This window comes from Pseudomonas sp. (assembly GCF_049300855.1).
Taxonomy (GTDB): Bacteria; Pseudomonadota; Gammaproteobacteria; order Pseudomonadales; family Pseudomonadaceae; genus Aquipseudomonas.
The window spans coordinates 691566-716843 of the sequence record NZ_JBAQKH010000026.1 but is presented as its reverse complement, the minus strand read 5'-3'; the positions used below and the strand labels follow the sequence as shown (position 1 = coordinate 716843).

Sequence of the window (25278 nt, the reverse complement as noted above, 5' to 3'; positions counted from 1 at the left end):
TTTCAGCTTGGCCGACCGTGCAGCTGTACGGCACGCTCGGCGCTCATTTCAGCTTTCTTGTCGAATGACGACTGGCCGAGCAATTGGGCTTTTTTTGCGTGATATTCGTCAAAGGACAAGCCGCTGCGGTTGAGTGCCTCCATCGACAGTTCGCGGGATTCTTCTGCGCTGTAGGGACGCAGTTCCGGGGAAACATGGCTGGCACAACCGGCCAGTACGGAGACAGCGAGCAACAGTGAAACAGTCAATAAACGATTCATGGGAGCGTCCTGGCGAGCAATGGGGAGTCGATGGACAAAGGCTACGCCCGGGCACGCTCAGGCAGAAATCAACGCTTTCAATAGTGGCTATCAGGAAATCGACAGAAGTCGCCGCATATCTCCTAAAGATCTATAAATATCAATTAACATTCTTTTACAGAATAACTAACTGCCTTTATAACTCCCTGCAGGCGCCAAGCACTGTTGCTCCAGCAACTGTTGCTCAGCCACCACTGATTCAACATGGTCGCCGCGACCATCTCGAAATCGCCCCGAACCTGTGGGCCGGCGTTGGTCTGGTGCGCGGCGGCGCCGGTACGGCATTGGTCGGCGATCCGCAGCAAGTGGCGGCGCGGATCAAGGAATACGCGGATCTGGGCATCGAGAGTTTCATCTTCTCCGGTTATCCGCATCTGGAAGAGGCTTACCGCTTTGCCGAGCTGGTGTTCCCGTTGTTGCCCGAGCCGTATGCGAGCCTGGCCGGGCGTGGCGTGACCAATCTGACCGGGCCGTTTGGCGAAATGATTGCCAACGATGTGTTGCCCGCGGCAACTGCGTCGATTTTGAGGAACACCGTGTGACCGCCAAACCGCAAAGTACCTTGTTGTCTCCGTTGCAGACCGCCCGCCAACTGGCCGCCGAGTTCGCCCTGAGCGCCGTCGAGCGTGACGAGCGCGGCGATTGCCACGGCCAAGGTCGCGGCCAGTCGTCAGGGTCTGGACATCTGCAGCCGTTTGTTCGAAGTGACGGGCGCCCGTTCGACTCACGCCTCGCTGCGCCTCGACCGCCACTGGCGCAACCTGCGCACGCAAACCCTGCATGATCCGCTGGACTACAAACTCCATGAGTTGGGCGACTGGGCACTGAATCAGTCGCTGCCGGTGCCGACGTTCTATTCCTGACCCGGCTTATTTTGAACTGAACAGAAGGACGCGCCCATGCAACTGCTGACCCTACCGCCCTCCCCCGCGCTCGCCACGTCGATCCGCGCCACCGCGCAGGTGTTCGAAGACCCGAAGTCCCAGGCGCTGCTCGCGCATTTGCAACAGGTTGCACCGAGTGAGGCCAGCGTGCTGATCATCGGTGAAACCGGCACCGGCAAGGAACTGGTTGCGCGGCATATTCATAACCTGAGCAACCGCCGCCATCGGCCGTTTATCGCGGTCAACTGCGGGGCGTTTTCCGAATCGCTGGTCGAGGCCGAATTGTTCGGCCATGAAAAAGGCGCGTTCACCGGCGCGTTGAGCGCCAAGGCCGGATGGTTCGAGGAAGCGGATGGCGGCACGTTGTTTCTCGATGAAATCGGCGATCTGCCGATGGCGATTCAGGTGAAGTTGTTGCGTGTGCTGCAGGAACGCGAAGTGGTGCGCTTGGGTTCGCGTAAAAGCATTCCGATTGATGTGCGAGTGTTGGCGGCGACCAATGTGCAATTGGAGAAAGCCATCAATGCCGGCAATTTCCGCGAAGACCTGTATTACCGGCTCAACGTGGTCAATCTGGAACTGAGCCCGTTGCGCGAGCGCCCCGGCGATATCCTGCCGCTGACCCGGCATTTCATTGAGGCCTATAGCCAGCGCCTCGGTTATGGCCGCGTCAACATCAGCCCCGGCGCCGAGCACAAGCTGCGCGCTTACAGTTGGCCGGGCAATATTCGCGAACTGGAAAACGTCATCCATCACACGCTGTTGATCTGCCGCAACGGCGTGATCGAGCGCGATGATTTGCGCCTGTCGAACCTGCGCATCGAGCGCGCGGATGATCACCACAGCGGCGTCGACGATTCACCCGAAGCGCTGCTCGAACAAGCCTTTCAAAAACTGTTCGCGCAACAGGCCGGCGCGTTGCACGAGAAAGTCGAGGACGCCTTGCTGCGTGCCGCCTATCGTTTCTGCCATTACAACCAGGTGCACACTGCGGCGCTGCTCGGTTTGAGTCGCAACGTCACCCGCACCCGCCTGATCAAGATCGGCGAACTGGCGGTCAACAAGCGGCGACTGTCGGAAAATCTGCAAGGCGAGCGCTTGATGCAACTGTCGATCTAGCCGACCAGGTTGCAGTGCAGCGCATCGTCGTGACTGCGGGCGATGCTGCTCAGCACCTGGAACGAGTTGAACGTGATGGTTTTCGCCTGGTGGGTGTGAATCAACTGCCAGAAATCCTGCTCGCCACTCTCGAAACTGCGAAACGCCGCTTCTCCCGCCTCGCGAGTCTGCCATTGCAGAAAGCTCAACACCCGCCGGCCATCGTCGCTGGCCTGCACACTGGCGCTGACAAAGCCGTCGTAGCGCTGGGCCAGGCGCTCGGTTTGCACCGACAAGGCGCTGACCAACGCAGGTTGTTGGCGCGGTTCGATTTCAAATTCGATCAACTGGGTAAAACTGCGGTTTTTCATGGAAAGCCCCACTCATCGTAAGACGAGCCTTGCGACTCGAAGGCCTGCAGGGTAAAACCTCTAGTTAAGTCAAGGTCAAGAGCATTTTTGCAATGATCACTCAACCAACCGTGCAAAAGCTGCTCACCGTCGGTGAAGTCGCGGCGCGCAGTGGCGTGGCGGTGACCGCCCTGCACTTTTATGAATCGAAAGGCCTGATCAAAAGCCAGCGCAATGCCGGCAATCAGCGCCGTTATCCACGCGCGGTGCTACGTCGGGTTGCCCTGATCAAGGTTGCGCAGCGGTTGGGGGTTCCGCTGGCGGAGATTGGCGAGGCGTTGAAGATTCTCCCGGATGATCGCGCACCGACGGCGGCGGACTGGCAGGTGTTGTCCGAGCAATGGCGGCGCGAACTGGATGAACGGATCGAGCAATTGACGCTGCTGCGTGATCGGCTCGATGGCTGCATCGGTTGCGGGTGTTTGTCGATGGAGGCCTGTCCGCTGCGCAATCAGGGCGATGTGCTCGGTGAACAAGGCCCTGGCCCACACTTTCCCAAAGACTAGTCGAGCTCACAGCGCTTTTGTGCAGGCCCGGAGGATGGATGTTGTTCGTCGGGTGAAAATCCTGGCTGCGTGGACGGTTCTATAGTGGTTCTTCACCTCGCAAAACAACAATCAGGGAGAACGTCATGAGCGTCAAACCCATTCCCGAGGGGTATCACAGCATTACCCCGTATCTCGGCATCCACAAAGCCGCCGAGGCCATCGACTTCTATAAACAAGCCTTCGGCGCCACCGAGGTCATGCGTCTGGCCATGCCTGATGGCGGCATCGGTCACGCCGAACTGCGCATTGGTGACAGCGCGATCATGCTTGGCTCACCGTGCGATCAGGGGCCGTTGAGCAGTCCCGATAAAGCCGTTTCGGTCGGTTTGCATCTGTATGTGACCGATGTCGACAAGTCGTTTCAGCGGGCACTGGATGCCGGGGCGACGTCGGTGTCCGAGGTCAAGGATCAGTTTTACGGTGATCGCAGCGGGACGTTGAAGGATCCGTATGGGCATCTGTGGTTTCTGGCCACGCGCAAGGAAGATTTGACTGAAGAGCAGATCAAGCAGCGGGCGATGGAGATGTTTAGCCAAGGCTGATTTTTTCTGTGGGTTCAACGGCCTCATCGCGGGCAAGCCCGCTCCCACAGGGTTTTGTGGTTGGACATAGATCGTGACCACACCAAAGATCCCTGTGGGAGCGGGCTTGCCCGCGATGGGGCCGGGGCTGACAACACACATCACACTTCATGAACCTGCCCACCACGCTTTGCACCTTGCCCCGAACCCCAGACACTTTCAGGATGCATCCAACAAGAACCCTGAAAAAGGATCAGTCTGATGTTTGCCGGATTCCTCAAAGACCAGCGTCGCGTCAACGGTGTCGACGTTGCCTACCGCCTCGGCGGCAGCGGACCGGGTCTGTTGCTGTTGCACGGCCACCCGCAGACCCACGTGATCTGGCACAAGATTGCCGAACAATTGGCCGAACACTTCACTGTGGTCGCTGCCGACCTGCGCGGTTACGGCGACAGCAGCCGGCCGGCCGCCGATGAGTTGCACGCCCATTATTGCAAACGCGAAATGGCCCGCGACAACGTCGAGTTGATGCAGTCACTGGGCTTCGAGCAGTTCTCGATCCTCGCCCACGACCGTGGCGCCCGGGTCGCTCATCGCCTGGCGCTCGACCATCCCGCCGCCGTGCGACGCATGATGCTGCTCGACATCGCCCCGACCCTGTCGATGTACGCGCAAACCAACGAAGCGTTCGCCCGCGCCTACTGGCACTGGTTCTTCCTGATTCGCCCGGCGCCCTTGCCGGAAACCCTGATCGAGGCCAATCCAGAAGCGTATCTGCGTAGCGTGATGGGCAGTCGCAGCGCCGGACTCAAACCGTTTACCGATGAAGCGTTCGGCGAATACCTGCGCTGCCTGCAACAACCGGGCAGCGCCCGGGGCATCTGCGAAGACTACCGCGCCAGCGCCGGCATCGATCTGGAACACGACCGCGCCGACATCGCCGCCGGGCACCACCTGAAGCTGCCGCTGCGCGTGTTGTGGGGCGCCGAAGGCACGGTCGGCCGTTGCTTCAATCCGCTCAAAGAGTGGCAGCAGGTGGCGACCAGCGTCAGCGGTCAGGCATTGCCCGCCGGCCATTACATTGCCGAAGAAGTCCCCGAACTGTTGCTTGCCGAAGCACTGGCCTTTTTGCGCTGAGCAACGCTTCGCCCTGACCTGAAACCGCTTCCTGCCACGGGCCGTGACTGGCCCGTGCGGGATCGTCATGCCCGAAAACCGCATCGAGATAATAACAATGACTATTCGAAAACTGCTGGGAACCCTCTATGTGCAGGTGCTCATCGCCATCGCGCTCGGCGTGCTGATCGGCCATTACTGGCCGCAGGTCGGCGTTGATCTCAAGCCACTGGGCGACGGTTTCATCAAATTGATCAAGATGATCATCGGCCCGATCATCTTCTGCACGGTGGTCTCCGGCATCACCAGCATGCACGACGTCAAACAGGTCGGCCGGGTCGGCGGCAAGGCGTTGCTGTATTTCGAAGTGGTGTCGAGCATCGCTTTGGTGATCGGCATTCTCGCCGCGCATCTGCTGCACCCCGGGGCTGGTTTCAACATTGACGTGAAGACCCTCGACTCCTCGGCGATCGCCGGTTTTGTCGGTCAGGCCGAGCACGGCGAAGGCGTCACCGGGTTTCTGCTGCATGTGATCCCGACAACGTTTTTTGACGCCTTCTCGAAAGGCGAAATTCTCCCGGTGCTGTTCGTTTCGGTGCTGTTTGGCGTGGCGCTGGTGATGGTCGGCGAAAAGGGCCGGCCGCTGGTGGGCATCATCAATCAGGCCAGCGAGGTGTTCTTCCGCATTGTCGGCATCATCGCCCGGGTGGCACCGATTGGTGCGTTCGGTGCGATTGCCTTCACCATCGGCAAATACGGCGTCGGTTCGCTGCTGCCGTTGTTGAAGCTGATTGGTACGTTCTACCTGACCGCGTTTATCTTCGTCGCCTGCGTGCTCGGAGGCATCGCGCGCTACGCCGGGTTCAGCATTTTCAAATTGCTCGGCTATATAAAGGCTGAGCTGTTGATCGTGCTCGGCACCAGCTCTTCGGAATCGGCGTTGCCGCAACTGATCCAGAAACTCGAAAGCCTCGGCGCCTCGAAAGGCGTGGTCGGCATCGTCGTGCCGACCGGCTACACCTTCAACCTCGATGGCACCAACATCTATATGACCCTGGCGGTTCTGTTCCTCGCACAGGCAACCAACATCGACCTGACGCTGGAACAGCAATTGACTTTGCTGGCGGTGGCGATGCTCACCTCCAAAGGTGCGGGCGCCGTGGTCGGTGCCGGTTTCGTCGCACTGGCCGCGAGCCTGGCCGTGGTGCCGACCGTGCCGGTGGCGGCGATGGTGTTGATCCTCGGTGTCGACCGCTTTATGGCTGAGTGCCGTTCGCTGACCAACATCATCGGCAACGCTGTGGCTGCGTTGGTTATTGCCGCGTGGGAGGGTGAACTGGACCGCGACAAACTCGCGCCGATCGCGCTCAAGACCGGCCGCCATGCCCGTGCCGCGAAGGCCCGACTCGCCGCCGAGTAATAACGCCTGAAGGCAATGCTATGCTGGCGGCTTCTGCCGCCAGTGTTCGTTTTTGACATGTCCCAGAAGAAAGACACCGTGCCCCTGCCCGAAGACCTGCGTGTGCTGCTCACCGTGATCCGCAAGAACGGCTTTGCCGCCGCAGCGGATGAGTTGGGCCTGTCACCGGCCTATGTCAGCAAACGCATCCAGATTCTTGAAACCACCCTCGGCACTCGTCTGCTGCACCGCACCAGCCGTCGCGTCTCGCTGACCGAGGACGGTGAGCGCGTGCAGCGTTGGGCGCTGCGTATCCTTGATGACTTCCAGCAACTGCACGACGAACTCTGCGACGCCCACGACAGCCCGCGTGGGCGTTTGCACATCTGCAGCAGTTTCGGTTTCGGTCGCAATCATGTGGCACCGGCGGTGTCGTTGCTGGCGGAGCGTTATCCGCAACTGGAGATTCGCCTCGACCTGTTTGACCGGGTGGTGGACATCATCAACGAAGGCTTCGATCTGGAGATCCGTGTCGGCGATGACATCCCCGGCCAGCACATTGGTCGGCGTCTGGTCAGCAATCGACGGGTGCTGTGCGCCGCCCCCGGCTATCTGCAACGGCGTGGCACACCGCAAACCCTCGAGGAACTGCAACAGCACGATTGCCTGGTGATCAAGGAGCGCGACAACGCTTTTGGCATCTGGAATCTGGATCGTGATGGCGGGCAAGAGAACGTGCGGGTCAGCGGGCCCTTGTCGTCGAACAATGGCGAGATCGTGCTGCAGTGGGCGCTGGATGGGCGTGGGGTGTTGCTGCGCTCATTGTGGGATGTGAAACCGCTGCTGGAGCAAGGGCGGTTGGTGCAGGTGCTGGACGATTACAGTCAGAGCGCGAATGTCTGGGCGGTGTACCCGACGCGGCTGGCGCACTCGGGCAAGTTGCGCGCGTGTGTGGAGTTTTTGCAGGAGCATTTCAAGGGGCTGTCGTTGTAGCCCTGACACCACAAACACCCATCACTACAAAACCCTGTGGGAGCTGGCTTGCCAGCGATGGCGTCAGCTCGGCCAGCATATTTGTCGGATCTGCTGGCCCTATCGCTGGCAAGCCAGCTGCCACAGGTCATGCGTTCAGCCTAGCCAAGGGTTGTTGGCCAGATGCTCGCGTTCGAAGGCTTTGATCTGTTCGCGGCGCTGCAAGGTGCTGCCGATCGCATCCAGGCCGAGCAACAACGCGGTTTTACGCAGGGTGTCGATCTGGAAATCCATCACGCTGCCATCCGCCAGGCCAATGTGCTGAGCTGCAAGATCGATACTGATTCGCGCCGTTTCTGGCTCACCGACAAGCCGCCCGATGCGCGAAACCTGCGCCTCTTCCAGAGTGATCAACAACACGCCGTTGCGCTGGCAGTTGTCGTAAAAGATCCCGGCAAAACTACTGCCGATCAGCGCGCGAATACCCAGTTGCTGTAAACCCCACACCGCGTGCTCGCGACTGGAGCCACAGCCGAAATTCGGTCCGACCACAAGAAAGTTCGCACCTTGCCAGGCGGGTTGATTGAGTACGAATTCAGGGTTATGGGTGCCATCCGAGAGAAATCGCAGATCGAAAAACACGCCGCGATCCAGCCCTGTTCTGTCGATGCCCTTGAGAAACTGCTTGGGCATGATCACGTCAGTGTCGACGTTGGCCGCCAAAAAAGGTGCGGCGAGGCCGCTGACCTGAGTAAAGGGTTGCAGGCTCATGGACGTTCTCCAAAGTGACGGATGTCGGTGAGTCGACCGCTGATCGCCGCCGCGGCAACCATCGCCGGGCTCATCAGATGGGTGCGCGCGCCGGCGCCCTGACGGCCTTCGAAATTGCGGTTGGTGCTGGATGCGCAGCGGTCGCCGGGGGCCAGCACATCGTCATTCATCGCCAGGCACATTGAGCAGCCGGACTGACGCCATTCAAAACCGGCGTCGATAAAGATCTGCGCCAGCCCCTCGACCTCGGCCTGGGCGCGGACTTCGCTGGAACCGGGGACGATCATCGCCCGGACATGACTGGCGACCTGCTGGCCGCGCACGACACGGGCGGCATCGCGCAGGTCTTCGATCCGCGCGTTGGTGCACGAGCCGATAAACGCGTGGCTGATGACGATGTCGCTGAGCGCCATGCCGGCTTCCAGGCCCATATACTTGAGGGCGCGGCGCATGTCCTGACGCAGGATCGGGTCGCTGATCGCTTGCGGATCCGGCACTCGCGCGCCGATGGCAGCGGCCTGATCGGGGCTGGTGCCCCAGGTGACCATCGGCTCCAGAACGCTGGCGTCGAGGTGGATTTCCCGCTCGAACACGGCGCCGGGATCAGTGCGCAGCTTGCGCCACTGTTGCAGGCCCAGCTCCCACAGTTCACCTTGCGGCACACGCGGCTTGCCCTTGAGATAGGCGAAGACCTTGTCATCCGGGGCCATGAATGCCCCACGCGCGCCGGCTTCGACGGCCATGTTGCAAATGGTCATGCGTGCTTCGACGCTCAGCGCGTCGATGGTTGAGCCACAGAATTCGATCGCGTAACCCGTGGCGCCAGATGCGCCGATCTGACCGATCAACGCCATGATCACGTCTTTGGAGGTCAGCCCCGGCGCCAGCTCGCCATCAACCGTCACGCGCAGGCTTTTCAGGCGTTTGTAGACCAAGGTCTGCGAGGCCAGCAGGTGCTCGATCTCCGACGTACCGATGCCGAAACCGAACGCGCCCAGCGCGCCATAAGTGGTGGTATGGCTGTCGCCGGCAGCGATAACCATGCCGGGCAAAATGAACCCCTGCTCCGGGGCAATGACATGTTCGATGCCTTGGCGTTTATCGAGGATGTCGAGCAGTTCGATGCCGAAGTCGTGGCAGTTCTCTGCCAAGTACGAGACTTGCCGCGCACCGCCCGCATCGGGCATCGCCGCCACCCGCACCGGCGCCGTCGGATTGACGTGATCGACCACCGCCAGCGCCGTGCCCGGCCGCCAGACCTCGCGCCCGGCCGCGCGCAAACCGCTGAAAGCCTGCGGGCTGGTGTATTCGTTGATCACCTGACGGTCGATATACAACAGGACATGGCCCTGATCGTCGAGGCGGCACACCGTGTGCGAATCGATGTGTTTGTCGTAGAGGGTTCTGGGGGTCATCAAGGCGCTCACTCAGGCAATCTTTGTGATTTCCATCATAGGCCGCGTGGGTTGGCCATCAATTGCCTGAGAGTGATGGCGTGGATCATGAATCGTGTTCGATCTGCCGGTCAGCGCAAACCCACAGAGGTATTTGTCGTGACCGGGGGAATTGGGAAACATTTGCTTTCATATCACCTTTCGGGATTTACCTCGCTCATCCGTCCTATAGAGATGCAGGCCGTTCGCGTAGGCAAAAGCCACGTTCGGTCCTTCGGGGTCTGCCATGCTGCGAAGCCCGTAGCCACGCGCCCTTTCACCGCTATCAAGACGCGCAATCATGTCGAAGAAATCCCGCTCCAAACTGTGGTTCCTCGTTCATAGCTGGCTGGCGTTACCGATCTGGTTCTTTGTCCTGATCGTCTGTGTCACCGGCACACTGGCCGTGGTCAGTCAGGAAATCGTCTGGCTGGCCAACCCGCAGATGCGCGCCAGCCAGCCTGCGGACGATGCGCCGCTGCTCAGCTATGACCAGATTATGGCGGCGATCAAAGCAGCCGAACCGCAGACCCTGGTTGAAAGCATCAGTCGACCCGACGAATCCCACTTCGCCCTGGACGTTGCGGTCAGCTATCCGGACGGCCGTTCGCTGACGGTCTACGTCAACCCCTACACCGGGGTGATCCAGGGCCCTGCCCCGACGTTCGACTTCAAGGCCTTCACCCGCGCCCTGCACGGCTGGTGGCTGGTGCCGTTCACCAACGGTTTCAGTTGGGGCTGGTATCTGGTGTCGTTCCTCGGTGTGCCGATGCTGGTGTCGCTGATCACCGGCCTGGTGGTCTACAAACGCTTCTGGAAAGGTTTCCTGCGTCCGACCCTGCGCGTGCGTCACGGCGCGCGGATCTTCTGGGGTGACTTCCATCGTTTGTGCGGTATCTGGTCGATCTGGTTCATTGCGGTGATTTCCATCACCGGGATCTGGTTTCTGATTCGGGCGATTCTGTTCGACAACCAGATCGCCATCTCCAGCGAGCCGATCATTCCGGCCATGTCCCGCGAAAGCGTGCCGATCTCTGCCGCCGGCACGCCACCACCACGGATCAGCCTGGACCGTGCCGTCGAACTCGCGCAGGAGAAGATTCCGGGGCTGGAAGCCAGTTTCGTCAGCCTGCCGGGCAATGCCTACAGCCACATGAGCGTCGGCGGTCGCGGCTGGTATCCGCTGATGTTCCAGACCGCCACGCTCAATCCGTACAACGGCGACATCGCCGCTTCACGATTGCTCTCCGATCGCTCATCGCTGGAGTTCGTCACCGAGTCCATGCGGCCACTGCACACCGGCGATTTCGGCGGTATCTGGATCAAGCTGATCTGGTTCTTCTTCGGGTTGATCCTGAGCATGATGATTCTCAGCGGCTTGTTGATCTGGACCAAACGCACCGCACTGGCCACCGCCAACGCACTGAAGCGCGAAGACAAGAAAAACCGCCTCAAGGCACAACCGGTCATGAGCCGTGAAACCTCGGAGGCCAGCCTGTGAGCAAATCCATCACTCAGGCTCAGCCCTCTCGACTCGCGCGTTTCTGGCACAGATGGCGCTTCCACATCAATGTCCTGCTGCTGTTGATCCCGCTGGGTTTTATGCCCAAGTACTTCGCCGATGCCTCGTTGTTTCGCGGAGACAGCGGCTTGGGCCAGCACGAGATCGGCACTGTCCAGGTCGGCCCATGGAGCCTGCGCCTGGCCGAACTGCGCAACGAAGCGCCGGTGCTCACCGGCCCGGCCGGCTACATGAAAGACTTCAGCGCCGCCCTGTGCGATGCCTGTGTCGAACAGGTCAAGGCCACCTATCTGCGCATCGGCAAGCCGCGCAGCCTGCGCGCCGCCGGCACCATTTTCTTCGGCACGCCTTACCGCATGGGCACGCAGATGCCGATCCCGGAGAAGACCAGAGCCGACGCCGAACTGTGGATCACCATGGAGGGCTGGGACGGCAGCATGCATCAGGCTTCGATTCCCCTGAGTCAGGCCTCCCCCGCCACCTTCGCCTGGCTGAACAAACAAGGAGTCAAACCATGACTTGCTCTCAACGCTCTTTGCGCCTGCGTCTGAAGGCCGCCCTGCTGGTGCTGTGCGCCGGCTTCAGTGCCAGTGCGCTGGCCCACAACCCGATGTGCGAATGCAAAGCCATCGACGCCGAGCAGATCAAATGCACCGGCGGGTTCTCCGACGGCAGCGGCGCGCCGGGGGTGACCCTTGATGTGATCGGCTATGACGAAACCATTCTGGTGCCGGGCAAGCTCGGCGCGGACTCGACCGTCACCTTCAAGAAACCCGGTGCGGAGTTTTATGTGCTGTTCGATGCGGGCCCTGGCCACGTCGTGGAAATCGACCAAGCCGATATCGAGGCCCCATGAGTACGCCAACCACCCAAATCGTACGCCCGGCCGGTGCCGGCCATGAAACCCTCAATGTGCTGCTGTTGTGCCTGTTGATTCTGGCAGTCGCAGGTTCTGTGGTCGCGTGGCGCGGGGTTTCCCATGAGCCCGAGCCGGTCGCGCCCCACCAGCTCGACGCACGCCGCGACCTCAGTGCGGCCGAGCAAGGCATCTACGCCGACCTGCGGGTGACCCTCGACGAAATCCGCTTGCTGCGCGAAGAACAGCAAGCCCTGCCGACACCGCAGAATCTGGCCGACGAAGGGTTTGCGCCGTTTGCCCAGGACGCGAGTTCGGTCAGCCGCGGCGGTCATGCCTGGCAGTTGCTGGCGAACACCGCGTATCTCGGTCAAAGCCACAATCCGGCTGTCGCCGGCTCATTCGTCATGCTGCTGAGCGCCGACGACAAGGCTGCGCCGGACATCTGGCTCAACCGTGACGCCGCGGTTCAAGCCCCGGCGCAACTGAGTGCAGCTGCGCTGTCCGCTGCTGGCTGGAAACAGATCGTCGCGCAATACGATGCCGGGGTTACCCGCGAACATCGCCATTGATTCCTCGCCCTCATTCGAGAGAAGACCGTTTGCCCATGTCTATTTCATTGCCTTGCCGTCCATTATTACGTCTGCTGTTAATCAGCCTTTGCGCAGCCCTGCTCAGTCCACTGGCCAGCGCCGATCAGGCTAAACGTCTGCGCATCGGCATCACCCTGCATCCTTATTACAGCTATGTGGCGAACATCGTCGGCGACAAAGCCGAGGTGGTGCCGCTGATCCCGGCCGGTTTCAACCCGCATGCCTACGAGCCACGCGCCGAAGACATCAAACGCATCAGCGGCCTCGATGTGATCGTGCTCAACGGCGTCGGCCATGACGACTTCGCCGACCGCATGATCGCCGCCAGTGAAACGCCGAACATCAAAACCATCGAAGCCAACGAAAACGTGCCATTGCTGGCCGCCACCGGGGTCGCCGCTCGCGGTGCCGGCAAAGTGGTGAACCCGCACACGTTCCTGTCGATCAGCGCGTCCATTGCCCAGGTCAACAACATCGCCCGCGAACTGGGCAAACTCGATCCGGACAACGCCAAGACCTACACACAGAACGCCCGCGCCTACGGCAAACGCCTGCGACAGATGCGCGCCGACGCGCTGGCCAAACTGACGCAGGCGCCGAACGCCGAACTGCGCGTGGCCACGGTGCACGCGGCTTACGACTATCTGCTGCGCGAGTTTGGTCTGGAAGTGACCGCCGTGGTCGAACCGGCTCACGGCATCGAGCCGAGTCCGAGCCAATTGAAAAAGACCATCGATCAACTGCGCGAACTCGACGTCAAAGTGATCTTCTCGGAGATGGACTTCCCGTCGACTTACGTCGAAACCATCCAGCGTGAATCCGGCGTCAAGCTGTACCCGCTGTCGCACATTTCCTATGGCGAATACACCGCCGACAAATACGAAAAGGAAATGACCGGCAACCTCAACACCGTGGTGCGGGCGATTCAGGAGTCGGGCGCATGACCTCCAAAGAAAACCTCTCCCTTAAAAACGCCGAGCACCCTGTGGGAGCGAGCCTGCTCGCGAAGGCGCCGGATCAGCCGACATCATTGTTGAATGACACACCGCTATCGCGAGCAGGCTCACTCTTACAGGTTTCGGGGCCGACTCTGGATTTTGCGGAGGTTTGTCTGACGCTGGGGCGTACGACGATTCTGGACAAGGTCACCTTCCAGGTGCAGCCCGGCAGCGTGCACGCACTGGTCGGCCCGAACGGTGGCGGCAAGAGTTCGTTGATCAAGACCTTGCTCGGGCAGATGCCGCATCAGGGCCAGCTCAGCCTGCAATGGCCGGGCACGCCCGGCACCATCGGTTACGTGCCACAAGCACTGGAATTCGATCGCGGCCTGCCAATGACCGTCGACGATTTCATGGCCGCCATGTGCCAGCGCCGTCCGGCGTTTCTTGGCCTGAGCAAGCACTACGCCGGCGCCATCGGGGAAGCGCTGGAACGCGTCGGCATGCAGGACAAACGCAAACGCCGCATGGGTGCCTTGTCCGGTGGCGAACGCCAGCGTGTGCTTCTCGCCCAGGGTTTGATCCCGGCGCCGCAATTGCTGGTTCTCGATGAGCCGATGTCGGCCCTCGATGAAGCCGGCATTCAGGTGTTCGAGCGCCTGCTCGCAGACTGGCGTGCCGCAGGCATTACCGTGTTGTGGATCGAGCATGACCTGGAAGCCGTTGGTCGTCTGGCCAATCGCGTCACCGGTCTCAACCGTCGCGTGCTGTTCGATGCCACGCCGCAACAGGCGCTGACCCCGGAACGCCTGCTGACCTTGTTCTCGACCCATCCACGGAGCGCTGCCTGATGAGTTACGAAGCCTTTCGGCTGATGGTCCAGGGTTGGGCCTCGTCCGGATATCTACCGGAAGCATTGGCCTACGGTTTTGTCGTCAATGCGCTGCTTGCCGGGCTGTTGATCGGTCCGGTGCTCGGCGGCCTCGGCACGCTGGTGGTGGTCAAGCGCTTCGCGTTTTTCTCCGAAGCGGTCGGCCACGCGGCACTGACCGGTGTCGCTATCGGTATTCTGCTCGGCGAACCCTACACCGGGCCGTACGGCAGTCTGTTCGGTTACTGCCTGCTGTTCGGCATCCTGCTCAACTACCTGCGCAACCGCACCGGTCTGGCGCCGGATACCTTGATCGGCGTGTTCCTCTCGGTGTCGCTGGCCCTGGGGGCGAGCCTGCTGCTGATTCTGGCAGGCAAAATCAACGTGCACATTCTGGAAAACGTCCTGTTCGGCTCGGTGCTGACGGTCAATGGCAATGATCTGGCGGTGCTGGCCATCGTCGGTTCGCTGGTCATGGCCTTGGCGCTGCCGCTGTACAACCGCATCATGCTCGCCAGTTTCAACCCGCAACTGGCGGCAGTACGCGGCGTGGCCGTGAAGACCCTGGATTATCTGTTCGTGATTCTGGTGACGCTGATCACCGTCGCGGCGGTGAAAGTGATTGGTGCGATTCTGGTCGGTGCACTGCTGGTTATTCCGGCCGCCGCCGCGCGTTTGCTCAGCCAGTCGCTCAAGGGCTTTTTCTGGTGCTCGGTGTTGATCGCCACGGTCAGCACGTTGTGCGGGATTCTTGCGCCGATCGTGTTTGACCTGCCGATTCCGTCCGGCGCTGCGATCATTCTGGTCGCCGGTATTGCCTTCGCCCTCGCCGCCATCGCGCGCGGGGTTGTCCCGAGTCTGAAAGGGAATCTTGGATAAATGACTTTTTCACTGCGAAAACTGACCCTGGCCATCACGCTGTGCGGTGTGGTCGGCACACCGTTGCTGGCGGCCGAAAACGCCAGGCCCCTGCGCGTGCTGGCCTCGTTGCCGATCACTTACGGCTTGGGCGAAGTGCTGCTCAAAGGCACTGACGTCAACCTTGAACGTGCGGCGCCGGCAAACCTGCCGGGCAGTCGCCAGACCGCGTACTTCACCGGTCGAGGTGCTCCGGCGCTGAGCAAACTGGCGACCGCTGCCGATGCCGTGATCGGCGTGCGCTCACTGTGGGCCGATGATCCGTTGTACCCGATCGCCCGTCGCAGCAATATCCGCATCGTTGAAGTCGACGCGGCGCGCCCGGTCGATGGCGCCCTGCCCGGCATCGCCGTGCAAGCGGACCTGAAAGTCGATGGCTTGAACAGTCAGCCATGGCTGGCGAGCAATAACATGGGACGCATGGCGGACGTGATGGCGGCGGATCTGGTGCGCCTGGCCCCGAGCGCCAAGCCTGCCATCGAGGCGAATCTGGCGGCATTGAAACAGCGCCTGCTGAAACTCAGCGCCGACAGTGAGGCGCGTCTGGCCAGCACTGACAATCTGAGTGTGATGAGTTTGAGCGATCACTTTGGTTATCTGATCGGCAGCCTGAACCTGGAGTTGATCGGCCAGGATCCTCGACCGGATGCGCAGTGGACGGCAGAAGATCTGAAGACACTCACGGCAACGCTCAAGGACAACGATGTCGCAGTGGTGCTGCATCATCGCCAGCCTTCGGAGCCGGTGAAAGCGGCGATTGCCGAATCGGGTAGTCGGCTGGTGGTATTAAGCACCGATGCGGCGGATCCGGTGGCAGAGCTTGAGGGCAATGTGGATTTGCTGCTCAAGGGTTTGAGCGGGGCGTAGTTTCATCCGAGACCGCGTTATCGTTCATCGCTGGCAAGCCTGCTCCCACAGGGTTCGCGGTGAACGCAGATTTTGTAATCCCCCCGATACCTGTGGGAGCTGGCTTGCCAGCGATGAGGCCCTGATCATCAACACAAATCCTGGGCATGAAAAAAACCGCTGACCGTCTCCGGTTCAGCGGGTTTCTTTTTGCCGGCAGCTTATTGCGCGGCAACCTGCGCTTCCATCTTCTGACGCAGGCTCAGCGGACGCATGTCGGTCCAGACTTCTTCGATGTAGGCCAGGCATTCCTTTTTCAGGCCGCTCTTGCCCACGGTGCGCCAGCCTTCCGGCACGGCTTTGTAGTCCGGCCAGATCGAGTACTGCTCTTCGTGGTTGACCACGACCTGAAAGAGGATGTCCTCGCGGTCGAATACTGACGTCATGCTGGTTCTCCATCGTTGTTAGGTGGGCTGCACAACAGGTACAGCCGGGTATGTAGAAAGAACGTTCGGCGCGGCAAAAAATTTACAGCGCGGCGGTCGCGGCGGCCAAAGCGCGGCCAAAGATCTCGGCAACGCGGTCGATTTCAGCAGCGGTGATCACCAGCGGCGGCAGGAAACGCACCACTGCGCCATGCCGGCCGCCCAGCTCCAGAATCAAGCCACGCTTGAGGCATTCACGCTGCACCAGCGGCGCCAGACGTGCGAAGGCTGGTGGATGACCGAGCGCATCCACAGCGCCAGTCGGGTCGACCAGTTCAACACCCAGCATCAGGCCACGCCCACGAATGTCGCCCAGTTGCGGGAAGTCGCGCTGCAGAATGCGCAGATGCTCGCTGAGACGCTCACCCATGGCGGCGGCGTGTTCGCAGACCTTGTGCTCAAGTAGATAACGCATCACCGCAGAACCGGCAGCCATGGCCATCTGGTTGCCACGGAACGTGCCCGCGTGTGCGCCGGGCTGCCAGGTATCGAGCCAGTCGCGATAGACCACCACCGCCAGCGGCAGGCTGCCGCCGATGGCTTTGGACAACACCACGACGTCCGGAATGATCCCGGCGTGTTCAAAGGCAAACATCTTGCCGGTGCGGGCGAACCCGCTCTGGATCTCGTCGACGATCAGCGCCACGCCAGCCTTCTCGGTGATCCGGCGCAAACCGCGCAGCCACTCGATGTCTGCCGGAATCACCCCGCCCTCGCCCTGCACCGCTTCGACGATCACTGCCGCTGGCAGTTGTACGCCGGCCTCGGGATCGTTGAGCAGGTTTTCCAGATAGCTCAAGTTGGCCTTCACACCCGCCGCGCCACCGAGGCCGAACGGGCACCGGTAGTCATACGGGAACGGCATGAATTGCACTCCGTTGCTGAGCAACGCACCCAGCGGTTTTTTCGGCCCCAGGCTGCCCATCAGGCTCAACGCGCCCTGGCTCATGCCGTGGTAACCACCGGAGAACGACAGCACCGTGCTGCGTCCGGTCGCGGTGCGCACCAGCTTCAGCGCAGCTTCCACAGCATCGGTGCCGGTTGGGCCGCAAAACTGGATTTTCGCTTGCGACGCCAACTCGGCTGGCAGCAAACCGAAGAGATCCTGGACGAACTGATCCTTGACCGGCGTGGTCAGGTCGAGGGTGTGCAGCGGCAACTCATCAGCCAGCACTTGCTGGATCGCCTCGATCACCACCGGATGGTTATGCCCCAACGCCAGCGTACCGGCACCGGCCAGGCAGTCGATGAAGGTACGCCCTTCGACGTCTTCGACATACAGGCCCTTGGCGCGTTTGAGTGCCAGGGGAATGCGCCGCGGATAACTGCGCGCATTGGATTCCTGCTGGCTTTGCCGCGCAAGCAACGGTGACTCATTGAACTGGTACAACGTTTCGGCCGGCGCCGAGGCGACCCGGGCCGACGACTCTTCGATAAGGCTGGTGGCGACTGACATCTCTCGACCCCTCAATACGCTATGGATAGTGACCAAAACAGCACACTGGACAGGTGCGCGTTCCGGTCGCGGAGCGCACTTGCAGGTTTTCCTGTTCTGGAAACGCTTAAGCGTCGTGAGGATTTAGCCCCTTGATCGATTGCCCGGCCGATCAGACAAATGACTTGCTCATGGGCAGGGTCTGCAAGCCTTGGTGGGTGAAGGCTCGTGCACACTCGCCATAGCCCAGCCGCCGATAGAACGGCTCACCGGTGCGCGTGCTGTTGAGACGCGCGCACGCTGCTCCGCGAATACGCATCCATCCTTCCAGATCGTCCATCAACGCCCGTCCCACACCGCGCCGAAAGCATTCCGGCTGCACGTAACAAAAGACGATCTCACCATTGGCCACCGCCATGCCGACGCCGACCGGTGTGTCGCGCAACAGTACGATGTTCAGGTAAAACTGCGGATCGGCGAGCCAGGCACTGATGTGCTCGGGCGATTGCTGGCGAATCCAGGCATGCACGCGTTGTCGATCGTTGCGATGGTCGAGTGCACAACCGATGCGAATTGATCGTTCGATGATGCGGCTGATGATGCCGGCGTCGGCCAGGATGGCCGGACGAATGCAGATGGGTGCTTCCATGGCGCAGTTCCCTCAATCCATTGAGTCAAAGCTGCGTTGACCTTACCCCCAACCGCAGCCGGATAGCGAACGCCGAGAAGTTACATTTGATGTGCCGGAACACCTCCCACGGGGGATTTGAGGTGAACTCACACAGGTTGCAACGGCATGGTCAGTTCGACCCGCAAGCCATCCGCGCGGCTGTCGAAATGCAATGCGCAGTCGCAACGCTGGACGATCGCCTGAACAATCGCCAGACCGAGACCACAACCGGTGCTCTGGCCGTTGCGCCAGAAGCGTTGGGTCAGGTGTTGCAGGTCATCCGCAGCAATGCCCGGGCCATGGTCGCGGACGACGAAACGGACGCGGTTGCCAATGGTTTCCAGACTCAGTTCGACCGCACAATCCTCAGGCGTATGGCGCAAGGCGTTGTCGAGCAAATTGCGCAGCGCAGCAATCGACAGCACGGCCGGCATTTGCAGGGGCGCGGTCGACAGTGCCGCCGGCAATTGCAGTTTGATCCGCAAGCGCTCACCACCGGTGGCGTCCTGAATCGCCAGCCTTGCCACTTGCTCGGCGCTGCACTGCGAACCGTCATCGAACGACAGGCTGCCTTCGACCCGCGCCAGCAGCAGCAATTGTTCCAGGGTGCGGTGCAGACGATCGGCGCCCTCTTCAGCGCGTGCCAATGATTGATCGCGCGCGCTGCCTTCGGTCATCCGCGCCACTTGCAGGTGGGTCTTGATCGCCGTCAGTGGACTGCGCAGTTCGTGGGCGGCGTCACCGGTCAGGCGACGCTCACGCTCGATGGTCTTGCCGATGCGCTGGAACAGTTGATTCTGGGTGTCGAGCAACGGCTTCAACTCGCTGGGAAACGACTGCAATTGCAGCGGTTCAAGCGAATCGGCATTACGCCGCATCAACGCCTCACGCAACCGATTGAGCGGCGCCAGGCCCTGACCAATCCCCAGCCACAACAGGCACAGACAACCGAGCAATGCCACACCTACCGGCACCGAAGCCGCCAGCAGGATCGACATGTTCAGGGCTTCACGTTCGATCTGCCGGTCCGCCGTGGTGATGCGCACATCCCCTCGAGCGAGGGTGAAACTGCGCCACGGCGCGCCATCGATCATCTGATCGTGAAAGCCCATTTTCTCGGCTTCCAGCGCTTGCTCGGGGTTGTTGTGGCTGCGCGCGAGGATCTCGCCACGCAACGAACTGACCTGACAGGCCATACCGCCGGGAATATTCAATTGTTCGGCGCTGAAATGCGTGCCCTCGCCTTTGCTCGGCAACGTCGGCAATTGCTCCAGCAGCCCGGCGACCATGCGCGCCGAAGCGACCAGACGCTGATCGAGGGAAAACATCATCTGATTGCGCAGGTCGCTGAGCATCCAGGCTGCGGCCAGCGCCCAGATCAGCGCGAACGCAGCGCCGAGGGTCAGGCTCAGGCGCAGGCGCAGACTCATCACTTGCCTTGCTCTCCACCGTCGGCCGGGCCCAGGCGATAACCGAGGCCGCGCACCGTTTCGACGATGCCTTTACCGAGTTTGCTGCGCAGATGATGGATATGCACGTTGAGGGCATTGCTCTCCAGTTCATCGTTGAAACCGTAGACGCTGTCCTTCAACTGCTCGGTGGACAACACACGGCCACGGTTGTGCAACAGCGCCTGCAACAACGACTGCTCGCGCCGCGACAGGTCCACCGGTTGTCCGGCCAGCATGGTTTCACGGCTGCTCGGATCGTAAGTCAGCGCGCCGTGCTCGATCAGATTGACGCTCCGCCCGGCAACCCGTCGCAACAGGGTTTGCAGACGCGCGAACAGTTCACGCAGATCGAACGGTTTGAGCAGGTAATCGTCGGCACCGGCCTGCAAGCCGTCGACGCGGTCGGTCACCGAATCACGTGCGGTCAGAATCAGCACCGGAATCTCCAGGCCGCTCTGGCGCAATTGCTGCAGCAGTTTGAGGCCATCTTCGTCGGGCAGGCCGAGGTCGAGCACCATCACGTCGAATTCGGCAACCTTGAGCATCGCCCGGGCCTTGGACGCGGTATTGACGTGTTCGACCGTCAGCCCTTGAGCCGTCAGGCCGGCAACGATCCCGCTGGCGATCAGCTCATCGTCTTCGCAAACCAGTACGTGCATGGGCGCTCCGTGATTAAAAAAGGTGAGTGAAGCAGGCGAGGATTAAGCGGTAATTATGGCTGCCCACGAGATTAACGGGAAGCCGGGCCAAAAAGCCGGTTGGGTGACCCGCCCCCGGACAACAACAGGCGCCGCTGTTGAACGTTATCAACTAATACAGAAACACTTTTCCTCTGGGCATCAACACTTTGATCATTTAGTTTTCGACCGGCTGATCTCCGGTTCGAACACTGTTAACGACACGAACCGAGCGGGACTACTGCGCGGCTGGATCGCCGCGCAAGCATCAGTGATACAGGCAAGTTGCAAAGCAGCAACCTGCATGCCATTAAATGAAAGGAATCAAACATGCCCGAACTAAAAAACTTTGTCGCCGTGGATTGGCGTTCTGGAAAAGACCGTATTTATTTCTTTTTCAAAGACACCAACACTTATTCCCGTTTCAACATTGGCGACAATGAAGTACCGGCTGATTACCCAGGCCCTGTGCCTGGCAGTTGGGATACTCTCAACGACATAACGAATTTGCGTTTCGGCTTTACTACAACCGGAATTCCCAGGGCATCAGTGTTTTTCGACGACCGGGATATTCTCTGGTTATTTTCTTACCAGGACACTACGCCGATGGTGACCTGGTATAACCAGGACACCGACAAGGTGATGGCTTGCCAACGCGTGGAGGATTCGATGTGGCATCGTTTGTTACCTTATTTCGACCGCATCATTGGAGGTACGTGGTGGTGTCAGAACGTTAAAGTAGATTCCTTTCGATTCATTTTGAATGACGGCACGTTTCTCAGTTTGAACCTGAACGGCAAAATCAGACACGACACCATCAACCAAAATAACTGGCGAGGATTATCACCTTACAAGCATCGGTTTATTACGATGGCGCAAAATGATCACGATTCGGAAGTCGAACTGCTTTACATCTTCCTGACCAACAACGAATACGTGACTTATGACATGTCGCGCGGCAGGACACTCGGCCCACGCAAAGTTGACGAAGGCACCTGGCCAGGATTGCTGCGCGGCTGATTGGCCAAGCCCGGAGGGCCTTGCAGGATACGGTTAATTATCGGTTAATCGCCGTCACCCATTCTGCACCTCACTTGCACACGGACAAGGCTCCTCCATGCGTCATTTTTTTCTTCTGTTTGCTCTGTTGATGTCGAGCCTGGCCAACGCCGCAAACAACCCATTCGATACGAAACCGGAGTTCCTGCCGGTCGACAAAGCGTTCGTGCTCACCTCCGAACGTCTGGAATCCGGGGAAACCCAGCTGTTCTGGCAGATTACCGACGGCTATTACCTGTACCAGAAACGTCTGAAATTCGACGGACTGAGCGCAGACCAGCAACCGGTATTGCCGGAGGGCGAATCGCACAGCGACGAGTTCTTCGGTGAACAACCGGTCTATCGCCAAGGCCTGGAAGTGAAAATTCCGGCGGCGGCCACCGGGCAGATAAAGGTCAGCTACCAGGGCTGCGCCGATGCCGGTCTGTGCTACCCGCCGCAAACCCGGGTCATTGACCTGGGTGGCAAAGCGGCGGTGGCCGCGAGTGCCGAAGCGCCGGATCAAGCGCTGGCCAGCAGCCTGCAACAACGGGCACTGGGCTGGAGTTTGCTGGTGTTTTTCGGCCTTGGTCTGTTGCTGGCGTTCACGCCTTGCACCTTGCCAATGCTGCCGATTCTGGCCGGCATGGTGGTTGGCAGTGGTGCTACCCCACGTCGCGGCTTCGCGTTGGCCAGCAGCTATGTGATCTGCATGGCGCTGGTGTATGCGGCAATGGGGGTGATCGCCGCGCTGCTTGGCGCGAACCTGCAAGCGTGGCTGCAAAACCCTTGGCTGCTCGGCGCGTTCGCCGCGATCTTCGTGGTCCTGGCGTTGCCGATGTTCGGTTTCTTCGAACTGCAATTGCCGGTGGCCCTGCGCGACCGTCTCGAACACGCCTCGCGCAGTCGCAGCGGCGGCAGCCTGGTTGGCGCCGGAGTGCTCGGTGCCCTGTCCGGTCTGTTGGTCGGCCCGTGCATGACCGCGCCGCTGGCCGGTGCCTTGCTGTATATCGCGCAGAGCGGCAACGCCCTGCACGGCGGTCTGATTCTGTTCTCGCTGGGCATCGGCATCGGTGTGCCGTTGCTGTTGCTGGTGACGGTGGGCAATCGCTTCCTGCCCAAACCCGGCGCGTGGATGAACCTGCTCAAAGGCGTGTTCGGGTTTCTCTTCCTCGCCACCGCGCTGTTGATGTTGCGCCCGGTCCTGGATGCTTCGTTGTGGCTGGGTCTGTGCGGGGCACTGCTGTTGATCGCCGCCTTCTGTGCCTGGAAACAATCCGAAGGGTTTGGCCGTGTCGCCCAGTTGTTCGGCGCCAGTTCGCTGCTGCTCGGGCTGTGGGGCAGTGTGCTGGTGATCGGTGCGGCGGGCGGCAGCGATGATCCGTATCAGCCGTTGCAGGTCTACAGTGCCGGGCGCAGCAGCGCTGCGGCGCCATCGGCGCATGACGCGTTCACCACGATCAAGGAGCCGGCGGCGCTGCAACGCGAACTCGACGCTGCCAAAGCTCAAGGCCAGTGGATTTTGCTCGATTACTACGCCGACTGGTGCGTGTCGTGCAAAGTCATGGAGAAACAGGTGTTCGGCAAGGACAAGGTCATGCAGGCGCTGAATGACGTGCGCCTGCTCAGGCTCGACGTCACCGCCGACAATGCCGCCAGCCGTGAACTGCTCAGCCGCTACAAAGTACCGGGGCCCCCGAGTTTCGTCTGGATCGGCACGGATGGCGAAGAGCGGCGCAGCCAGCGCATCACTGGCGAAGTCGATGCCGATACGTTCCTGCAACGCTGGACCAGCACCCGAGACGCCAATTAATGCTGACTTTCACCCTCGGCACCTTTGCCATCGCGCTTAACCATTTGCTGCTGATCAGTGCCCTGGCACTGGCGACTTTTGTCGGCTGGCGCGTGGCCAAGCGTGGCGGCGATAACCCCGAGTCGGCATTGTTCAGCCTGTTTCTGCTGGGCATGCTCGCAGCGCGTATTGCCTTTGTCGTGCTGTATTGGCCGCACTATCGCAATGATCCATGGCAGATCGTTGACCTGCGCGACGGCGGTTTCCTCGCCTGGCCGGGCGTCATCGTGTTGCTGCTGGTGGCGTTGTATCGCGGCTGGCGGCGACCGGGCCTGCGGCGCCCGCTGGGGTTTGGCGTGGCCAGTGGCGTGCTGTTCTGGCTGTTGGCGACGCTGTCGTTGAACATCTACGAACAAGGCACCCGCCTGCCGGACATTGCCCTGCGTAACGCAGCCGGCGAAACCATCCAGCTCAGCGATTATCAGGGCGGCCCGCTGGTGATCAACCTGTGGGCGACCTGGTGCCCGCCGTGCCGGCGCGAGATGCCGGTGCTGGAAAACGCCCAGCAGCAACGACCCGACCTGACTTTCCTGTTCGTCAATCAGGCCGAAAGCATGCAGAGCGTGGCGACCTTTCTCGAAACCCAGGGCCTGAGCTTGAACAACGTGTTGTTCGATCGTCGCGGCCAACTCGGTCAGGCCGTGGGTTCCATGGCGTTGCCGACTACGCTGTTCTATAGCCCCGACGGTCGATTGCTGGCCAGCCATCTGGGCGAGTTATCCAACGCCAGTCTGGCGCGAGCCCTGGAAAACTTCGGCGAACCGCTTCCGCATTCGAACCCGGCCGCTGCACCGGCCACCTCTGCAAGGAAACTGCCATGCCCCGCCTCCGCCACCTGCTGACGCTGACACTGGGCACTGCCCTGCTGCACTTGCCGTCGGTGCAGGCTGCTGAAGAACTGCCCGCGGCGATCAAGCAGATCGAAGCCAAAGGCGCAAAAATCGTCGGCCAGTTCGACGCTCCCGATGGCCTGCGCGGTTACGCGGCGCAGTATCAGAACCGGGGCATGGCGCTGTACCTGACCCCGGATGGCAAACACGTTTTGCTTGGCAATCTGTACGACGCCGATGGCAAGGACTTGAGTAGCGAGCCGTTGCAGAAACTGGTTTACGCGCCGATGGCCAAGGAAATCTGGGCCAAGTTCGACGCGAGCAACTGGATTCAGGACGGCAACAAGGATGCACCGCGCACGGTGTATCTGTTCAGCGATCCAAACTGCCCGTACTGCAACATGTTCTGGGAACAGGCGCGCCCGTGGGTCAAGGCCGGCAAGGTTCAACTGCGACACATCATGGTCGGCATCATCCGCGAAGACAGCCCGGGCAAATCGGCCGCGCTGCTCGCTGCCAAAGACCCGGCCAAGGCGCTGGAAGATCACGAAAAGGCCGGCAAGGGCAGCTCGCTCAAGGCGTTGAAAGATATTCCTGCGGCGGTGCAGACCAAACTGGCAGCGAACATGCAACTGATGGAAGACCTCGAGTTGCAGGCCACGCCGGCGATTTTCTACATGGACGACAAGGGCGAACTGCAACAGCAGCAAGGTGCGCCGTCGCCGGACAAGTTGGCGAAGATTCTTGGGCCTAAGTAGCTTCGAATTCTTTATTGCCTGATCTGGCCTCTTCGCGAGCAAGCTCGCTCCCACAGGAATCGAATATGTTCACAGACTCTGTGTTCA

General features: G+C 60.7%; 27 protein-coding genes and 2 pseudogenes. 20 read left to right on the top strand and 9 right to left on the bottom strand.

Annotated features, from left to right (window positions below):
• Positions 1 to 2: 2 nt before the first annotated feature.
• Positions 3 to 260: a hypothetical protein gene (locus tag WA225_RS12870; RefSeq protein ID WP_422608195.1), complete on the bottom strand. Its 258-nt coding sequence runs from the start codon at positions 258 to 260 to the stop codon at positions 3 to 5.
• 245 nt (positions 261 to 505) lie between these two features.
• On the opposite strand from WA225_RS12870, the pseudogene WA225_RS12865 reads away from it, so the two are divergent.
• The 3 genes and pseudogenes from WA225_RS12865 to WA225_RS12855 all read left to right on the top strand — a co-directional run.
• Positions 506 to 841 (top strand): annotated as a pseudogene (locus tag WA225_RS12865) (alkanesulfonate monooxygenase); the annotation flags it as partial.
• 96 nt (positions 842 to 937) lie between these two features.
• Positions 938 to 1162, top strand: a pseudogene (locus tag WA225_RS12860) (monooxygenase); the annotation flags it as partial.
• A 36-nt stretch (positions 1163 to 1198) separates the two neighbouring features.
• The gene (locus tag WA225_RS12855; protein ID WP_422608194.1) at positions 1199 to 2302 is read left to right on the top strand and encodes a sigma-54 interaction domain-containing protein; all 1104 of its coding nucleotides are present in this window, start codon (positions 1199 to 1201) and stop codon (positions 2300 to 2302) included.
• Here the strand turns inward: WA225_RS12855 and WA225_RS12850 are convergent.
• The gene (locus WA225_RS12850; protein WP_422608193.1) at positions 2299 to 2652 is read right to left on the bottom strand and encodes an antibiotic biosynthesis monooxygenase; all 354 of its coding nucleotides are present in this window, start codon (positions 2650 to 2652) and stop codon (positions 2299 to 2301) included. The genes WA225_RS12855 and WA225_RS12850 overlap by 4 nt on opposite strands.
• A gap of 92 nt (positions 2653 to 2744) precedes the next feature.
• On the opposite strand from WA225_RS12850, the gene soxR reads away from it, so the two are divergent.
• From soxR to WA225_RS12825, 5 genes are all read left to right on the top strand, one after another.
• On the top strand, positions 2745 to 3197 hold the full coding sequence (soxR, locus tag WA225_RS12845; RefSeq protein WP_422608192.1) for a redox-sensitive transcriptional activator SoxR: 453 nt from the start codon (positions 2745 to 2747) through the stop codon (positions 3195 to 3197).
• A 125-nt stretch (positions 3198 to 3322) separates the two neighbouring features.
• The gene (locus WA225_RS12840; RefSeq protein ID WP_422608191.1) at positions 3323 to 3781 is read left to right on the top strand and encodes a VOC family protein; all 459 of its coding nucleotides are present in this window, start codon (positions 3323 to 3325) and stop codon (positions 3779 to 3781) included.
• 240 nt (positions 3782 to 4021) lie between these two features.
• Positions 4022 to 4897, top strand: coding sequence for an alpha/beta fold hydrolase (locus tag WA225_RS12835; RefSeq protein ID WP_422608190.1), 876 nt, complete (start codon positions 4022 to 4024; stop codon positions 4895 to 4897).
• A 97-nt stretch (positions 4898 to 4994) separates the two neighbouring features.
• A complete protein-coding gene (locus WA225_RS12830) occupies positions 4995 to 6296 on the top strand; it encodes a dicarboxylate/amino acid:cation symporter (RefSeq protein WP_422608189.1) in 1302 nt (433 codons plus the stop codon).
• Positions 6297 to 6353: 57 nt separating this feature from the next.
• Positions 6354 to 7268, top strand: coding sequence for a LysR substrate-binding domain-containing protein (locus tag WA225_RS12825; RefSeq protein WP_422608188.1), 915 nt, complete (start codon positions 6354 to 6356; stop codon positions 7266 to 7268).
• A gap of 135 nt (positions 7269 to 7403) precedes the next feature.
• Here the strand turns inward: WA225_RS12825 and leuD are convergent, their stop codons facing one another.
• Entirely contained in the window at positions 7404 to 8018 is a 615-nt protein-coding gene (gene leuD / locus WA225_RS12820) for a 3-isopropylmalate dehydratase small subunit (RefSeq protein WP_422608187.1), read from the bottom strand.
• Positions 8015 to 9433 carry a 3-isopropylmalate dehydratase large subunit gene (gene leuC, locus WA225_RS12815; protein WP_422608186.1) on the bottom strand — a complete coding sequence of 473 codons (1419 nt, stop codon included), beginning with the start codon at positions 9431 to 9433 and terminating at the stop codon, positions 8015 to 8017. Before leuC ends, leuD begins: the two co-directional genes overlap by 4 nt.
• A 319-nt stretch (positions 9434 to 9752) precedes the next feature.
• On the opposite strand from leuC, the gene WA225_RS12810 reads away from it, so the two are divergent.
• Genes WA225_RS12810 through WA225_RS12775 form a run of 8 tightly spaced genes read left to right on the top strand, consistent with a single transcriptional unit; the run spans position 9753 to position 16016 of the window.
• Positions 9753 to 10952 (top strand): PepSY-associated TM helix domain-containing protein, encoded by a 1200-nt coding sequence (locus WA225_RS12810; RefSeq protein WP_422608185.1) that lies wholly within the window; start codon positions 9753 to 9755, stop codon positions 10950 to 10952.
• Positions 10949 to 11491, top strand: a complete 543-nt coding sequence (locus WA225_RS12805; RefSeq protein ID WP_422608184.1) for a thiamine pyrophosphate-binding protein — start codon at positions 10949 to 10951, stop codon at positions 11489 to 11491. Before WA225_RS12810 ends, WA225_RS12805 begins: the two co-directional genes overlap by 4 nt.
• Positions 11488 to 11829, top strand: a complete 342-nt coding sequence (locus tag WA225_RS12800) for a hypothetical protein (RefSeq protein WP_422608183.1) — start codon at positions 11488 to 11490, stop codon at positions 11827 to 11829. The genes WA225_RS12805 and WA225_RS12800 overlap by 4 nt, the downstream gene beginning before the upstream one ends.
• Entirely contained in the window at positions 11826 to 12401 is a 576-nt protein-coding gene (locus tag WA225_RS12795) for a DUF6162 family protein (protein WP_422608182.1), read from the top strand. The genes WA225_RS12800 and WA225_RS12795 overlap by 4 nt, the downstream gene beginning before the upstream one ends.
• 35 nt (positions 12402 to 12436) lie before the next feature.
• Positions 12437 to 13366, top strand: a complete 930-nt coding sequence (locus WA225_RS12790) for a metal ABC transporter substrate-binding protein (RefSeq protein ID WP_422608181.1) — start codon at positions 12437 to 12439, stop codon at positions 13364 to 13366.
• The gene (locus tag WA225_RS12785) at positions 13363 to 14211 is read left to right on the top strand and encodes a metal ABC transporter ATP-binding protein (protein WP_422608180.1); all 849 of its coding nucleotides are present in this window, start codon (positions 13363 to 13365) and stop codon (positions 14209 to 14211) included. The genes WA225_RS12790 and WA225_RS12785 overlap by 4 nt, the downstream gene beginning before the upstream one ends.
• The gene (locus tag WA225_RS12780) at positions 14211 to 15110 is read left to right on the top strand and encodes a metal ABC transporter permease (RefSeq protein ID WP_007917717.1); all 900 of its coding nucleotides are present in this window, start codon (positions 14211 to 14213) and stop codon (positions 15108 to 15110) included. Before WA225_RS12785 ends, WA225_RS12780 begins: the two co-directional genes overlap by 1 nt.
• A complete protein-coding gene (locus WA225_RS12775) occupies positions 15111 to 16016 on the top strand; it encodes a metal ABC transporter substrate-binding protein (protein ID WP_422608179.1) in 906 nt (301 codons plus the stop codon).
• Between the two features lie 200 nt (positions 16017 to 16216).
• On the opposite strand, the gene WA225_RS12770 is transcribed toward WA225_RS12775, so the two are convergent.
• The 5 genes from WA225_RS12770 to WA225_RS12750 all read right to left on the bottom strand — a co-directional run bounded on the left by WA225_RS12770 (position 16217) and on the right by WA225_RS12750 (position 20695).
• Positions 16217 to 16441 (bottom strand): MbtH family protein, encoded by a 225-nt coding sequence (locus WA225_RS12770; protein ID WP_053122206.1) that lies wholly within the window; start codon positions 16439 to 16441, stop codon positions 16217 to 16219.
• Between the two features lie 82 nt (positions 16442 to 16523).
• Positions 16524 to 17936 (bottom strand): aspartate aminotransferase family protein, encoded by a 1413-nt coding sequence (locus WA225_RS12765; protein WP_422608178.1) that lies wholly within the window; start codon positions 17934 to 17936, stop codon positions 16524 to 16526.
• Positions 17937 to 18087: 151 nt separating this feature from the next.
• Positions 18088 to 18564, bottom strand: a complete 477-nt coding sequence (locus WA225_RS12760) for a GNAT family N-acetyltransferase (protein WP_422608177.1) — start codon at positions 18562 to 18564, stop codon at positions 18088 to 18090.
• A 128-nt stretch (positions 18565 to 18692) separates the two neighbouring features.
• Positions 18693 to 20015 (bottom strand): ATP-binding protein, encoded by a 1323-nt coding sequence (locus WA225_RS12755; RefSeq protein WP_422608176.1) that lies wholly within the window; start codon positions 20013 to 20015, stop codon positions 18693 to 18695.
• Positions 20015 to 20695 carry a response regulator gene (locus WA225_RS12750; RefSeq protein WP_422608175.1) on the bottom strand — a complete coding sequence of 227 codons (681 nt, stop codon included), beginning with the start codon at positions 20693 to 20695 and terminating at the stop codon, positions 20015 to 20017. Before WA225_RS12750 ends, WA225_RS12755 begins: the two co-directional genes overlap by 1 nt.
• A 348-nt stretch (positions 20696 to 21043) precedes the next feature.
• Between WA225_RS12750 and WA225_RS12745 the strand changes: the two genes are divergently transcribed.
• From WA225_RS12745 to dsbG, 4 genes are all read left to right on the top strand, one after another.
• A complete protein-coding gene (locus WA225_RS12745; protein ID WP_422608174.1) occupies positions 21044 to 21733 on the top strand; it encodes a hypothetical protein in 690 nt (229 codons plus the stop codon).
• Between the two features lie 97 nt (positions 21734 to 21830).
• Entirely contained in the window at positions 21831 to 23564 is a 1734-nt protein-coding gene (gene dsbD / locus WA225_RS12740; protein ID WP_422608173.1) for a protein-disulfide reductase DsbD, read from the top strand.
• Positions 23564 to 24445, top strand: coding sequence for a prolipoprotein diacylglyceryl transferase family protein (locus WA225_RS12735; protein WP_422608172.1), 882 nt, complete (start codon positions 23564 to 23566; stop codon positions 24443 to 24445). Before dsbD ends, WA225_RS12735 begins: the two co-directional genes overlap by 1 nt.
• Positions 24421 to 25191: a thiol:disulfide interchange protein DsbG gene (gene dsbG / locus WA225_RS12730; protein ID WP_422608171.1), complete on the top strand. Its 771-nt coding sequence runs from the start codon at positions 24421 to 24423 to the stop codon at positions 25189 to 25191. Before WA225_RS12735 ends, dsbG begins: the two co-directional genes overlap by 25 nt.
• Positions 25192 to 25278 lie beyond the last annotated feature (87 nt).